Source organism: Nostoc sp. (assembly GCF_036917315.1).
GTDB lineage: Bacteria > Cyanobacteriota > Cyanobacteriia > Cyanobacteriales > Nostocaceae > Nostoc.
In genome coordinates this window covers 18,397-31,299 of record NZ_JBALDR010000002.1, presented here as the reverse complement: position 1 = coordinate 31,299, position 12,903 = coordinate 18,397, and the positions used below count along the sequence as shown (strand labels likewise).

Genomic DNA, 12,903 nt, shown 5'->3' with positions numbered 1-12,903 from the left:
GATTTGGGGTTTTGGATGAGGAATTCGGGAAATTGTCGTTAGACAGCGGATACTTTTGTTGTCCCAGCCTTCAATCCAAAATTATCAATCTAAAATCTGAAATTGGTTGAACTGCCATTAAATATCAAGGGGAGAAAAAACCAAAATGACTGTCGCTCAACAACCAGAAGCTTTAAGCTTTGAATGTGAAACCGGGAATTACCATACCTTTTGTCCAATTAGCTGCGTGGCGTGGTTATACCAAAAAATTGAAGATAGCTTCTTTTTAGTGATTGGGACAAAAACTTGTGGCTACTTCCTGCAAAACGCGATGGGGGTGATGATTTTTGCTGAACCCCGCTATGCAATGGCAGAGTTGGAAGAAGGCGATATTTCCGCACAGCTGAGTGATTATGAAGAGTTAAAGCGGTTGTGCTTGCAGATTAAACGCGATCGCAATCCTAGTGTAATTGTCTGGATTGGCACTTGCACCACGGAAATTATCAAAACAGATTTGGAAGGTTTAGCACCGAAACTAGAATCCGAAATCGGGATTCCCATCGTTGTCGCGCGGGCAAATGGTCTAGATTACGCTTTCACCCAAGGGGAAGACACCGTATTAGCTGCTATGGCTAACCGTTGTCCTGATAAGTCTCCAGTGGCGGAAACAGAGAAGAGCGAACGGAATGCGATCGCTAAATTGCTCAACTTCGGTAAAAAGAAAGAAGATGTCGCCCAAGATGAATCTGAGTACGTGGATCATCCACCCTTAGTTCTCTTTGGCTCCCTTCCCGACCCCGTAGTTACTCAGTTAACCTTGGAACTGAAGAAACAAGGCATCAAAGTTTCCGGCTGGCTACCCGCGAAGCGCTTCACAGAATTGCCAGTACTGGAAGAAGGGTATTATGTCGCTGGTGTCAATCCCTTCCTCAGCCGCACAGCTACCACCTTAATGCGTCGCCGCAAGTGTAAACTCATTGGCGCACCCTTCCCCATTGGCCCCGATGGTACTCGCGCTTGGATTGAGAAAATCTGCTCGGTGTTCGGTATTACTCCCAAGGGTTTGGATGAACGGGAAGCACAAATTTGGGCAGGCTTGGAAGATTACGTGAAACTGATTCGCGGTAAGTCTGTATTCTTCATGGGTGATAACTTGCTGGAGATTTCCCAAGCAAGATTCTTAATCCGTTGTGGGATGACAGTTCACGAAATCGGCATTCCCTACATGGATAAGCGCTATCAAGCTGCTGAGTTGGCATTGCTGGAGAAAACTTGCCAGGAAATGAATTCACCTCTGCCAAGGATTGTGGAGAAGCCGGATAATTACAATCAACTTCAGCGAATTTATGAGTTGAAACCAGATTTGGTAATTACTGGTATGGCTCACGCTAACCCATTGGAAGCACGCGGTATTAATACAAAGTGGTCTGTAGAGTTCACTTTTGCTCAAATTCACGGCTTTACGAATGCGCGTGACATGTTAGAGTTGGTGACTCGTCCGTTGCGTCGAAATAATAATTTGAAAGATTTGGGTTGGGATAAGTTGGTGAGAGAAGAAGCGAAGATTTAAGATTTGGGTTTGGATTGAGCAACAGCATAACACCATGTAGGGCGAACTTTCGGGTTCGTCCTTTTTTTACTTCCATTATTAAAAGAGGAGTCAACAGCGATAGAAGTGATCGCTGTTAATTAACTGCCGCTTTTTGATCAATATATACAGTTAGTTGCAGCATACTAGCACTATCGTATAAACCTACCAATTTCCTAACTGCGCTGCTGGCTCGGCGCTTTCCTTATCTGACTATCTTTTCATATTTAAAGACTTAATTCTTACCTTTGTCCTGCCTTGCTTTACTCAGTATTGCCAATTTGAGCTGTGGTTTGTGCAATAAATAGCGATCGATCTTTTTTTACGAACCGCCAAGAACGCAAGGTAAGAGAGTGAACTGAATTCATCTGGAAGGTTGGAAATCTAAAGGTTTGGATGGAATGATATACATTAATTCTGCACCGTCTGGTTTAATTTCTGTAGACGGAGTTCATTTAAGCCAGTCATAAAAGCTGATTCCTAATTGGGATATGGCTTGTACTTCTGTTTGATATGCTTCAAAACGGCGATTGGTTTCAATCATAGATTCCATTACTTCAAATACTTGGGGAAGACGTTTGTAAGCTTCTTTTTCAAATCTCCCCGTGAATGGAGTAGGATTTCCTCCAAATATGCCCCATTGAATTTCACTACGATCTATAATTGCCGATGGAAGAGAGGATAGCCATTCATCATGACTTTGAGTCAGTTTAAACATATTCTCGCGTTGCATCTCGAAAACTCTATTCTCATTAAAATTCGGGTCAATCCATTGGTAAATTTGAGTTAGTTTATGCAAATCAATCTGACCTTTAAACTGAGGATGTAAGTATGCTGCTGGATTAGAAGTAAGCATGAGTTCAATATATTTTTGAAGCAGCAACCTAATAAATTTTCCTCCTTCTTGAAAACGACGAAGCGCTGTTTCATGTTCTTCTAGTTCTAAATGACAACGTGCTTCTGCAATATAAGCTAGAGATAATGTCAGTATATATTTGTCAATAATTGGGCTTTTCTGGGAAAGTTCATTAACTGTGTAATCTTTGTAAATATGTTCTGCTTCTAAGAAGCGATTGATAGCTTGTAAGGCACTGCTTCTACGATTTTCAGGTTTAGTCATCGTGAAAGCATTAAGTGCTAATTCTATTCCAGCATGGAAGTTAGCATAGAAACTCAGGTCAATTTTGCGGTTGACTTTGTTCAATAGTTCTTCCGCTTGTTTTAGGCGTTTTTCTAGCTCATTAAGGCGCTGTGCTATTACAGCAAACCCCATTACCGAAACACCTAGATTAAGTACGCTAGCAGCAGTAGTTACTTGCAAAAAACCTTGAGTGAATTGCAGATTCTCTCCAATTTCCCCTAACTGATTTTCAATCCCAGCTAAACGTCCATTGACATCGGCGAATCCTTTCCCAGAAATAGCGGCATTAGCGACTGTTCCAATCAGATTTACCCCTGAAACAGCTATATTACCTAAACTTATTTGTTCAACTCCACCTAAGCGTCCACTGACATCAGCTAATCCTTGTCTTGTAACAGCAGCATTTGCCCCAGAAGCAACAAGATTTGCACCGGAGAAAGCAAGGTTGAGTAAATTGTTAGAAGAACTAGTTGGCGTTGGCACTAAATCTCTTAACCAAGCAACAACTTGTTTCGTTACAACATACTGAATTACACCACCATTGCGTACAAATATGCCATTAGCTAACCCCTTTGCAATATGAGGGGCAAGTGCAAAAGTTAATGTAAGTGCGTCCATAATCTTCTCCTATTTAGTAAAGTATCAGCAGCCTGATGTTTTATAGCAAGCCACTTATACGCAGCAAATACCTGCGTTTTACTGAGTATTCCCAATTTGAGTTGTAGTTTATGCAATAGCGATCGCTCTTTTTAATGAACCACCCACGCTAACAAAGAAAAGCGATCGCCCAAATATCATCTGATTCATCTACAGTTAGAATAAAGTAGTAAAGATAGGAGTAAATATGTATGTTTAGTGGAATTAAACAAAAGGCTATTGTAGGTAAAGATGGCAAGATTGAACTTTCAGCAACCGAACTGGCAGAAGGAACAATAGTAGAAGTTATTGTGCTAGTTGAACCATCAACTGAAGAGGATGAAACTACTTATCTTTTAAAATCAGAGGTGAATAAAAAACATCTGCTCAAAGCTTTGGAGAATGTAGAAAAAGGAAACCTAATTTATGTAGATTTAGATGAATATGAAAAAAATTACCTTTGAACCAGAAGCTTTTGAGCAATTAGGCCAGTGGGCAACAGAAGACAAGAAAATTTTCAAAAAAATCTTGGAACTGATTAGAGATATACAAAGAGATCCTTTTGCAGGGATAGGGAAGCCAGAGCCATTAAAATATGAACTACAAGGTTACTGGTCAAGGCGGATCACAGATGAACATAGATTAGTTTACAAAGTGCAAGAAGATTTATTGATTATTTTGACTTGTAAATATCATTATGAGCAATAAAGGTTATTGAGGCTGGGATATTGTTTTATTTCAGGCGATCGCTTTTTTTAACTAGAAGATGCAGAGCGATCGCACCATCCCCCAATAACTTCGATAAAATCACTATGGTGTTAGTTAACCCTCCCTAAATCTAATGAAAAGCGATCGCTCCCTTTCCCAACTCTCTCTTCAACGTCCCGAACTACTCGCACCAGCAGGTAATTGGGAATGTGCTAAAGCTGCTGTGGAAAATGGGGCAGATGCGATTTACTTCGGTTTGGATCGGTTTAACGCCAGAATGCGGGCACAAAATTTTACTGAGGCGGACTTACCCCAATTGATGACATTTCTGCACCGTCGGGGCGTAAAGGGTTATGTCACAGTCAACACACTCATATTTCCTAAAGAACTAGCAGAAGCACAGCAATATCTCCGCACAATTATTGCAGCAGGTGTGGATGCAGCGATCGTTCAAGATATTGGTATATGCCGTCTCATCCGTCAACTTTCCCCCGATTTTCCCATCCATGCTTCCACGCAAATGACGATTACCAGTGCGGTTGGGGTGGAATTTGCCAAATCTCTTGGCTGTCAATTGGTGGTGCTGGCGCGTGAATGTTCTCTCAAAGAAATCAATAAAATTCAGCAGCAGATTGCCCAACAAGAAATGTCGCTGCCTTTGGAAGTTTTTGTTCACGGTGCTTTGTGCGTAGCGTATTCCGGTCAGTGTTTGACTAGTGAGGCTTTAGGCGGACGTTCTGCTAACCGAGGTGAATGTGCCCAAGCCTGCCGGATGCCCTACGATTTAATCGCTGATGGGGAAGTTGTAAATTTAAAAGAGCGCAAATATTTACTCAGTCCTCAAGATTTAGCAGGGTTAGATGTTCTGCCAGATTTGGTGAAATCAGGAGTAACCTGTCTCAAGATTGAAGGTCGCCTGAAAGCTCCAGAGTATGTTGCTAATGTCACCCGTGTTTATCGGCAAGCTTTGGATGGGGTGATGGAGGAATTGGAAAGACCTAACCCCCTAACTCCCTTCCCTACAAGGGAAGGGGGAATAAAAGCTCCCCTCTCCGTTTCGGAGAGGGGCTGGGGGAGAGGTCAATCAGACCAAGAACATTACAACCTAGAAATGGCATTTTCTCGCGGACTCTACACGGGCTGGTTTGGTGGGATTAATAATCAGGAACTAGTTCACGCCCGCTTTGGTAAAAAACGTGGGGTTTATTTAGGTGAAGTCAGCCGCATTCACAACGAAGAGGTAACAGTCAAATTGGAAGCGCCTGTCAAGCCAGGGGATGGAATTGTATTTGACTGCGGTCATCCAGAGGCGAAGGAAGAAGGCGGCCGAGTTTATGGGGTGGTTTCTAAAGGTAAAGAAACCATGCTGACATTTGGGCGAAATGACTTGAACCTGCGCCGAGTGCATATAGGCGATCGCATTTGGAAAACCAGCGATCCAGAACTCGATAAGCAAGTGCGTCAGAGTTTTGCTGGCGAAAACCCCCAATTTCAACGTCCAATTGACTTGGAGGTTTATGGAGAAGTTGGTCAGGCGTTGATTGCGATCGCCCGCGATCGACTCGGTAATATTGTCCAAGTGGAGTCTGCAATTTCACTGGTGGAGGCGCACACCAAACCTTTAGATACAGACCGTTTACAAGAACAATTCGGTCGTTTGGGTAATACCCCTTTTTGTTTGGGAACGCTAACCAACCACCTTAGTGGCGCTATTATGCTACCCGTCAGTGAGTTAAACCGGATACGGCGGGAAATTGTGGCGCAGCTGGAAGAATTACGAAGTCAACCCAAACGTTGGCAATTACGTTCTGATGTCTCTTTCCAAGACTTACTCCCCTCCTCATTTCCGTTATCTCCCTTATCTCCTTCACTCATAGTCTTGGTACGAAACCTCAAGCAACTCAAAGCCGCCCTCAAAGCTGGTATTGAAACCCTCTACTGTGAATTTGAAGATCCTCGCGCCTACCGGGAAGCCGTGCAGCTAGTACATAAACAAAGGCAACAATCTCCATTTCCCACTATTTGGGTTGCACCTCCCCGAATTACCAAACCGGGGGAAAATTGGATTTTGCAGCAAGTACGTGCTTCAGAAGCAGATGGCTATCTAATACGCAACTATGACCAATTGCAATTCTTTGCTCAAGACCGTTGTATAGGGGATTTTTCGCTCAACGTTGCTAATCCCTTAACAGCAGACTACTTTCAGCAACACTTTGGTTTAGAAAGGCTGACGGCATCCTACGATCTGAATATTAACCAACTGCAAGACCTGCTCACCAGTTGTCCACCCCAGTGGTTTGAGGTGACAATTCATCAACATATACCGATGTTTCACATGGAGCATTGTGTATTTTGTGCCTTTCTATCAACGGGTACAGACTACACTAACTGTGGACGACCTTGTGAAAAGCAGGAAGTAAAATTGCGCGATCGCGTTGGTAGCGAACACGTCCTCAAAGCCGATGTAGGTTGCCGCAATACTGTATTTAACGGCACTGCTCAAACCGGAGCAGAGTATGTACAGCGCCTCATAGAACTGGGATTACGTCAGTTTCGCATCGAGTTTGTGAATGAAACACCAGAACAAGTGAGTAAAACCATACATTGCTACAGTCAACTACTGCAAGGCGAGATTACAGGTTCTCAACTCTGGCGCGAGTTGAAACTGCAAAATCAGCTAGGTGTAACTCGTGGTCCTATGGGAGTGTCTGCATTGCGATAATAATTATTGCAAGCTGCTCTATTCACCACTGCTGGGCGGCTTGTTTAACTATTTCCACAAGCTTCAACACAGTTGGCGATGTCTCGTTTTTTCGCCAAATCATTGCGATGGCTGCGCCAACGTCTGCAACGAACGCTACTTTTGGGGTAGGTTCTTGTACAGTTTTATAAACTACCCCAATCCGTTGCAAATTTTGCAAAGATGCTGGGACGATCGCCACACCCATCTCGGCTGCTACTAGGCTGACAATCGTTTGCATCTGGATAGCTTCTTGGGCAACCTTGGGACTAAAGCCTGCTTGCTGGCAGAGACTAATGATTAAGTCGTAAAGTCCTGGTGCTAATATCCTGGGAAATAAAATAAACGGTTCATTGGCAAGGGATGTCAAACATACATTAGATTGACTTGCTAGCAAATGTGCTTCAGGTAGTGCTACCATCAGCGACTCTTGAAAAATTGTTTCGCAGCTAAATCTATTTTCTTCAACAGGTGGACGCAATAATCCTACATCCATTCGACCTTCTCGTAACCACTCTAACTGCTGATCTGTAGTCAGTTCACGCAACTCGATGCTCACACCAGGAACGTAACTACGAAAAGTTCGCAAAATAATAGGCAAAATATTATACGCCGCAGAACTGACAAACCCGACCACCAATTGTCCAATTTCGCCGCGACTAGTTTGCCGCCCGACTTGGATTGCCTGTTGTAATTGCCTCATAATTTGCTGCACTTCACCCAGAAACACTTGCCCCGCTTCTGTTAACTTTACTTTTCGTTTCGTGCGGTGAAACAGTTCAAAACCCAATTCCGCTTCTAGCTGCCGAATTTGTTGACTTAGGGGAGGTTGGGCAATGTGTAATCGTTCCGCAGCCCGTCCAAAATGCAATTCTTCTGCCAAGGTGACAAAGTAGCGCAAGTGTCGTAGTTCCATCTGTTACCTGAACTCATATCTTTAAAATATTAGTTAAGGTGAAAATATATATTGGACATAATTAAAAATCTTTTCTACTGTGATGATATCCGCAAATCAACACACTGTAATTTCACTACTTATGAATAATCTTTCAATACCTAAAAATTCTTGGGATGCTGCTCTCTACGAAGATAAACACGCCTTTGTCTGGCAGTATGGTGAGGACTTACTAAAATTCCTTAACCCTCAGCCAGGAGAATCCATACTGGATCTAGGCTGTGGTACTGGACAACTCACAGAAAAAATTGCCCAAGCTGGTGCTGAAGTTATGGGAGTTGATTATGCACCCGCGATGATAGAAAAAGCCAGACAAAACTATCCCCATATCCGCTTTGATGTTGCTGATGCTAAAAACTTTAAAGTAGATAAACCATTGGATGCTGTGTTTTCCAACGCTGTATTGCATTGGGTGAAAGAAGCAGATTGCGCGATCGCTTCCATACATAAATCCCTAAAACCCGGAGGGCGTTTTGTTGCAGAATTTGGTGGTAAGGGAAATGTAAAGGCGATCGCTACAGCTTTGGAAAGCGCCTTAGAAGCAACCAATATCTCCGCACAAGCCCTAAATCCTTGGTATTTTCCTAGTATTGGTGAATACGCCAGCCTATTAGAACAGCAAGGCTTTGATGTTATTCATGCCATGCTTTTTGCTCGTTCAACTCCTTTAGCAGACGGAGAAGCAGGTATGGCAAACTGGATTCAGATGTTCGCCAGCACTTTTTTAGAAGGACTGTCTGGTGAGCAACAAATACAAGTAATTCGCGTCGTGGAAGAATATCTCAAGCCGACGCTGTATCAGCAAGGAACCTGGAAAGCAGACTATCGAAGAATTCGCATCGTTGCCATTAAACTTTAAATTGTGCGAATTTTTACTAATGCCTTAATTACGAATTAGTATCAGCTATGCATATACCTAAATTGTGCGATCGCCCTACAGCCCTTTGGGCATCCTACGGCAGGCTTTGGCGCAGCCATCGCCAGACATCATTTTCATTACTACTAACTATTACCCTCACAGCTTTACTAGTCCCGCCCTCACTAGCGCAAACTCGTTCAATACCATCACCTTCTAGTGCGCCTTTAGAACTAGACTTATTGACCAAGCCAAAAGACTATATAATCACAGCTACCACCATTCATCCAGAACGATTAACCGTTCCCAGCTTATGGTGGGCACAACAAAACTCCGAAAAAAAGCTATTAGATAATTGGATAGCATATCCAACTTCTGGCAAAGAACCTGCACGAGTAGACTTGATCGTGAATCAGCAAATTTGGAGTTTACTAGAGTATGTAGAGCGCTACGACTTCGTAAATCGCTTGGGTAGCGCTGCACGGAACTTTGGTTACAACGTCCGGGTATTTAATTATCAAAAAGAACCCTTGGCAACCTACACTTGCAACTTTAGTACAAGTCCAGCTTTATGCAGTATCCAAACCACTATTAAGAACAAGATAGGGTTACAGCGTTCTTTATAGGTACTGGGGATACAGGGGAGCAGTTAAAGTAAGTTTATATCACCTCTGCCCCTCGGTCACTGAGCGTAGCCGAAGTGCTGCCTCTTATGCCCAATACTTCGACTTCGCTCAGTACAAGTGCCCCATGCCCAATCTCTAATTAAACCTTAATTTTGGCGAATAAAGACTCGTATTGTTTTATTGCTGATGGGGGTAAGGGAAGTAAAAATTCACTTTTATTGAAAATGTTGCGATCGCTCTCTAACAAACTCCATAATGGTTCTTGGATATCGGAAGCGGCAATATTTGTAGAAATTGGCGAATTAGTTTTAGTCAGCACCGAAATTTGTTTAGCTGTGCTTGGTTGCCAACAAAAATCAATCCATTGATCTGATAAACTATCCTTAGTAATCCCTGCGGGACGTACCCATAAGTCCGCCCAGATTGCTGTTCCTGACTGGGGGATCGCTGCGGCAAGTTGCGGATAACGTCCCAGAACAGGAAGCACATCGCTTGACCAACCAACCGCTAGCCAAGTGTCTTCCATAATTAAAGGTTCCAAATAGTTATTGGAACTGTAGAACTTCACTTGTTGATTTAATGTCTGTAATTCCTTTTCCAAATTTGGTACTTGGTCAAGATTGTCTGTATTATAAGATTTTCCTAGCTTCTTTAAGACCAAACCAATAACTTCTCGTGGTTGATTGAGCAGGGAAATACGCTGCTGCATTCCATCTCGCCACAAATCACTCCAATCTTTGGGCGTCCATCCCAATTTTCGCAATTTATCACGGTTATAAACAATTACCGTGCTACCCCATCGGTAAGGCGCACCCCACACCTTCCCTTGAGTATCCAAAATACCTCGATCGTTGCGCGTTACCAATTGTTTCCATCTTTCATCTAAAGCAGACCACTGTTTTAATTGCTTTCCCTGTACTTCTTGGAGTGGTTGAATCAATTTCTGTTCAATAGCAGCTTGTAGCCAGTAATCTCCCAATGTCACTAGGTCTGTGTCAGCTGCTTTTTGACCTTGCTTAAAGGGTATAAAGCGTCGCCATCCTTGCTCATCGCTAGTCTTTGGTTTCTCCTCCCAATTTTGTAATTGGTGAAATAAATCCTGTATATGCTCAACTGGAGCAAACTTTAACTGCACCTGTTGCTGCAAACCTTTGTGGAACTGATTCACCACCTGACCAGGTATAGAACCCTTTAATAACTGTACTTTTAGTTGCGTTTGCTTGTTTCCACCACAGCCAAAAAGCAGTTGTGAAAGCGCCAGTGTGCTTGTACCTAGCAAAAAAGACCGTCGATCCATTGATTTTGGATTTTGAGATTTTTGATTATACCTAATATTAAGCAGAGATTCACCAGTGGCTGACTAGTTGAAAAAGTGGATCTGGAGAATTATCGGTATTTTTTCTTGATAATACGGGTAATTTTGAATATTTGACTCAAATTAGCGATTTTTTGGCAAATTTATACCTCAAGATTAATTTTTATCCATAAATTTACTTCGTGGTACTTATGGTGAAGCCTTACTTATATTTAGAAGTAATGATTTAAATGTCACATTTCCACTAAAAATTATCAATACTTAAATAATCCATAAGTATCGTTAAGGTTGAGAGTAAATTGAATAACATAGAGAAAATGTACGAATAAAGGTATTAAATGGAGCTATTACAGCAGCAGATCCTGACTTTAAGCCAAAAGCTGGATGACCTGTGCCAAGTAATTGAGCAGCTTGATGGTAAAGTCACTCAAACTTTCTCAGAGTGTTCTTTAGCCAATACACAAGCAAAGGATAATTGCCAACAAAATGGCGCCGCTGGAGGCTACCAGTTTAAAGGACGTAACAATTTAAATCCAGAAATGGAACACAAGGATGTATTGACAGATGGCATTTATCTAGACATGCATCGTCAAACTGGAGATAATATAACACCAGAAATTCAAATACAACGACTGACAGCGCAATTAACAGCAGCGTACAATCGCATTGCTGCTTTAGAAGAACAATTACTTAGAGAGAGAATTCATTAAATTTAGCCTGAGTTCAACGAATAAAAAAATAGATTGAGGTAGATAAGACAAACCTTTAGGTTCAATATCGGGTGATGGTTTTATGAGCATATACTTAGATGCAAGTAAGTAATCCAGCCATCAAATTGATAAAAAGTTAAACACACTATTACATATCTTTACGTAATAGTGTGATCTATCTACCCATAGGTTTTTAGTTTATACCTCACTATGAAACAAAAAAAAATAACCCTAAGACTAGTGTAGTTAGGGTATTGTCTGGTTTAAAAACTAAGATTTTCTTATTAATCTGTATTTTTCTCATTAGTGTTTTTGGCATCTTGTTATCAAATTGTTTGATGACAAGCCAGACAGCTTTCGCTAAGATTGACCTTTTGCAACCTGCTCCTACTCAACCGCTATTGTAAATAAGGGATTCAATCCCAATTGATGAAACCGCAGAAATTTACGGAGATTTCAAGTCGGAAATTCTTCAAACATTTGCAGCCAAAGAAAAGAGTAAACGCAAAATAAAAAAGATTGTCATAAAGCTGTTGAAATATATAAATCCCAAGGTGAAATAATTAAATTACAGAGGCTAGAAATTTTATTAAAAAGCTTATGTGAGACATAGCTTGTTTCAGAACTCATATTTTTCTGAGTCTACCAATCCCACGCTTTTATCTAGCATTATCTTTATGTTTTAGTTCCAGAAAATCTTTAGTTAATTTAACTATAGAATCTCCATTTATATAATTTGAAGTGTAATTCGGCGTTAATGGTAAATTATCACCCGATTCTAGTACTAAAATAACCCTAAAAAAGTATGCATCTATACTAGTATCAACCCGTTCAAGCTTAACATCAGTAATTTCATTCAAATAATATTGAAAAACTGTTTTTCCTAACGTTCCAAACCACCTGTAACGACTAAGCTTTACAGTATTTGTTTCCTTGTCAAAATTACAAGTGATAAATAAGCCTGCCCCTGCTATTAACAACGCTAATATTCCACAAAATATAGCAATGATAAAGTAAATTTAACCAACTAAGCTATCATCAAGTTTAACTGCTAAATTATTCTCTGCTGGATTTGTCAAAAAATTATTAATTTTTAATACTATAGATTGCAATTCTTCAAATTTGATTTTTGGGTATTTAACGCGTGTAAAAGGAAATTTATCTGTATTATTCAATAGCAAAATCTCATATACATAATTAGGTTTAGTAGGTTTAGCCCGACTATCAGTTTCAATTGTAGTTTCCAATTTAGCCTCTAGTAACTCAGAAACTATTATTTGACTTTTTTCTTGACCAAACCAATCATGGTTTGCTAATTTACATCCGACTGTTAGAGTATTTTGTGTTGTAATTAAATTATTATTTGAAATAGCTATATTGTTTGTAGAACGATTACAAACAAGTTGTGTAATAGGTGCAAACATCAAAGTACTAAATAAAAAGTAACCTATAAACTGACTCAAAAGTAGTCCTATACCTAGAAATACTTTTGGTCGAATATGAAAAGTAAGTTTAGTTGATGTTTGGTCGGAAAATTTTAGAGGATTAGCTAGAATAAAATAAGCTCCTGTTCCTAAATTAATTAGCAACAGAATAGCTCTTAATAAAAAATTCATTTTCTCTGTAGCTCCAAAACCGCTTTAGCAGAT

The 12,903-nt window shown here is 40.9% G+C and carries 12 protein-coding genes; 7 read left to right on the top strand and 5 right to left on the bottom strand.

From position 1 onward, the window contains the following. Positions 1 to 145: 145 nt before the first annotated feature. Positions 146 to 1,549 carry a ferredoxin:protochlorophyllide reductase (ATP-dependent) subunit N gene (locus V7K84_RS00660; protein WP_334835425.1) on the top strand — a complete coding sequence of 468 codons (1,404 nt, stop codon included), beginning with the start codon at positions 146 to 148 and terminating at the stop codon, positions 1,547 to 1,549. A gap of 469 nt (positions 1,550 to 2,018) precedes the next feature. On the opposite strand, the gene V7K84_RS00655 is transcribed toward V7K84_RS00660, so the two are convergent. Then, on the bottom strand, positions 2,019 to 3,326 hold the full coding sequence (locus tag V7K84_RS00655; RefSeq protein WP_334835423.1) for a hypothetical protein: 1,308 nt from the start codon (positions 3,324 to 3,326) through the stop codon (positions 2,019 to 2,021). Between the two features lie 230 nt (positions 3,327 to 3,556). Here V7K84_RS00655 and V7K84_RS00650 point away from each other — a divergent pair, with 230 nt between their 5' ends. The 3 genes from V7K84_RS00650 to V7K84_RS00640 all read left to right on the top strand — a co-directional run bounded on the left by V7K84_RS00650 (position 3,557) and on the right by V7K84_RS00640 (position 6,774). Next, positions 3,557 to 3,808: a hypothetical protein gene (locus V7K84_RS00650; RefSeq protein ID WP_334700661.1), complete on the top strand. Its 252-nt coding sequence runs from the start codon at positions 3,557 to 3,559 to the stop codon at positions 3,806 to 3,808. After that, the gene (locus tag V7K84_RS00645) at positions 3,789 to 4,052 is read left to right on the top strand and encodes a Txe/YoeB family addiction module toxin (protein ID WP_334700662.1); all 264 of its coding nucleotides are present in this window, start codon (positions 3,789 to 3,791) and stop codon (positions 4,050 to 4,052) included. The genes V7K84_RS00650 and V7K84_RS00645 overlap by 20 nt, the downstream gene beginning before the upstream one ends. 133 nt (positions 4,053 to 4,185) lie before the next feature. Further along, the gene (locus tag V7K84_RS00640) at positions 4,186 to 6,774 is read left to right on the top strand and encodes a U32 family peptidase (RefSeq protein ID WP_334835420.1); all 2,589 of its coding nucleotides are present in this window, start codon (positions 4,186 to 4,188) and stop codon (positions 6,772 to 6,774) included. Positions 6,775 to 6,796: 22 nt separating this feature from the next. Here V7K84_RS00640 and V7K84_RS00635 read toward each other — a convergent pair whose 3' ends face one another. Further along, positions 6,797 to 7,708, bottom strand: a complete 912-nt coding sequence (locus V7K84_RS00635; protein ID WP_334835418.1) for a LysR family transcriptional regulator — start codon at positions 7,706 to 7,708, stop codon at positions 6,797 to 6,799. A gap of 121 nt (positions 7,709 to 7,829) precedes the next feature. On the opposite strand from V7K84_RS00635, the gene V7K84_RS00630 reads away from it, so the two are divergent. Further along, complete coding sequence (locus V7K84_RS00630; RefSeq protein WP_334835416.1) at positions 7,830 to 8,606, top strand: class I SAM-dependent methyltransferase; 777 nt, start codon at positions 7,830 to 7,832, stop codon at positions 8,604 to 8,606. 47 nt (positions 8,607 to 8,653) lie between these two features. After that, positions 8,654 to 9,229: a hypothetical protein gene (locus tag V7K84_RS00625; protein ID WP_334835413.1), complete on the top strand. Its 576-nt coding sequence runs from the start codon at positions 8,654 to 8,656 to the stop codon at positions 9,227 to 9,229. Between the two features lie 139 nt (positions 9,230 to 9,368). Here V7K84_RS00625 and V7K84_RS00620 read toward each other — a convergent pair whose 3' ends face one another. Further along, a complete protein-coding gene (locus V7K84_RS00620) occupies positions 9,369 to 10,526 on the bottom strand; it encodes an extracellular solute-binding protein (protein WP_334835411.1) in 1,158 nt (385 codons plus the stop codon). Between the two features lie 356 nt (positions 10,527 to 10,882). On the opposite strand from V7K84_RS00620, the gene V7K84_RS00615 reads away from it, so the two are divergent. After that, a complete protein-coding gene (locus V7K84_RS00615) occupies positions 10,883 to 11,254 on the top strand; it encodes a hypothetical protein (RefSeq protein ID WP_334835409.1) in 372 nt (123 codons plus the stop codon). A 659-nt stretch (positions 11,255 to 11,913) separates the two neighbouring features. Here the strand turns inward: V7K84_RS00615 and V7K84_RS00610 are convergent. Both V7K84_RS00610 and V7K84_RS00605 read right to left on the bottom strand, forming a co-directional pair. Beyond that, positions 11,914 to 12,234 carry a hypothetical protein gene (locus V7K84_RS00610; protein WP_334835407.1) on the bottom strand — a complete coding sequence of 107 codons (321 nt, stop codon included), beginning with the start codon at positions 12,232 to 12,234 and terminating at the stop codon, positions 11,914 to 11,916. Between the two features lie 39 nt (positions 12,235 to 12,273). Continuing rightward, complete coding sequence (locus tag V7K84_RS00605; RefSeq protein WP_334835405.1) at positions 12,274 to 12,870, bottom strand: hypothetical protein; 597 nt, start codon at positions 12,868 to 12,870, stop codon at positions 12,274 to 12,276. Positions 12,871 to 12,903: the final 33 nt, after the last annotated feature.

Coding starts and splice junctions, on each gene's coding strand:
- V7K84_RS00655 (WP_334835423.1), bottom strand. CDS start 3,326: ATGGACGCACTTACATTAACTTTTGCACTTGCCCCTCATATTGCAAAG.
- V7K84_RS00645 (WP_334700662.1), top strand. CDS start 3,789: ATGAAAAAAATTACCTTTGAACCAGAAGCTTTTGAGCAATTAGGCCAG.
- V7K84_RS00605 (WP_334835405.1), bottom strand. CDS start 12,870: ATGAATTTTTTATTAAGAGCTATTCTGTTGCTAATTAATTTAGGAACA.
- V7K84_RS00620 (WP_334835411.1), bottom strand. CDS start 10,526: ATGGATCGACGGTCTTTTTTGCTAGGTACAAGCACACTGGCGCTTTCA.
- V7K84_RS00650 (WP_334700661.1), top strand. CDS start 3,557: ATGTTTAGTGGAATTAAACAAAAGGCTATTGTAGGTAAAGATGGCAAG.
- V7K84_RS00660 (WP_334835425.1), top strand. CDS start 146: ATGACTGTCGCTCAACAACCAGAAGCTTTAAGCTTTGAATGTGAAACC.
- V7K84_RS00615 (WP_334835409.1), top strand. CDS start 10,883: ATGGAGCTATTACAGCAGCAGATCCTGACTTTAAGCCAAAAGCTGGAT.
- V7K84_RS00635 (WP_334835418.1), bottom strand. CDS start 7,708: ATGGAACTACGACACTTGCGCTACTTTGTCACCTTGGCAGAAGAATTG.
- V7K84_RS00625 (WP_334835413.1), top strand. CDS start 8,654: ATGCATATACCTAAATTGTGCGATCGCCCTACAGCCCTTTGGGCATCC.
- V7K84_RS00640 (WP_334835420.1), top strand. CDS start 4,186: ATGAAAAGCGATCGCTCCCTTTCCCAACTCTCTCTTCAACGTCCCGAA.
- V7K84_RS00630 (WP_334835416.1), top strand. CDS start 7,830: ATGAATAATCTTTCAATACCTAAAAATTCTTGGGATGCTGCTCTCTAC.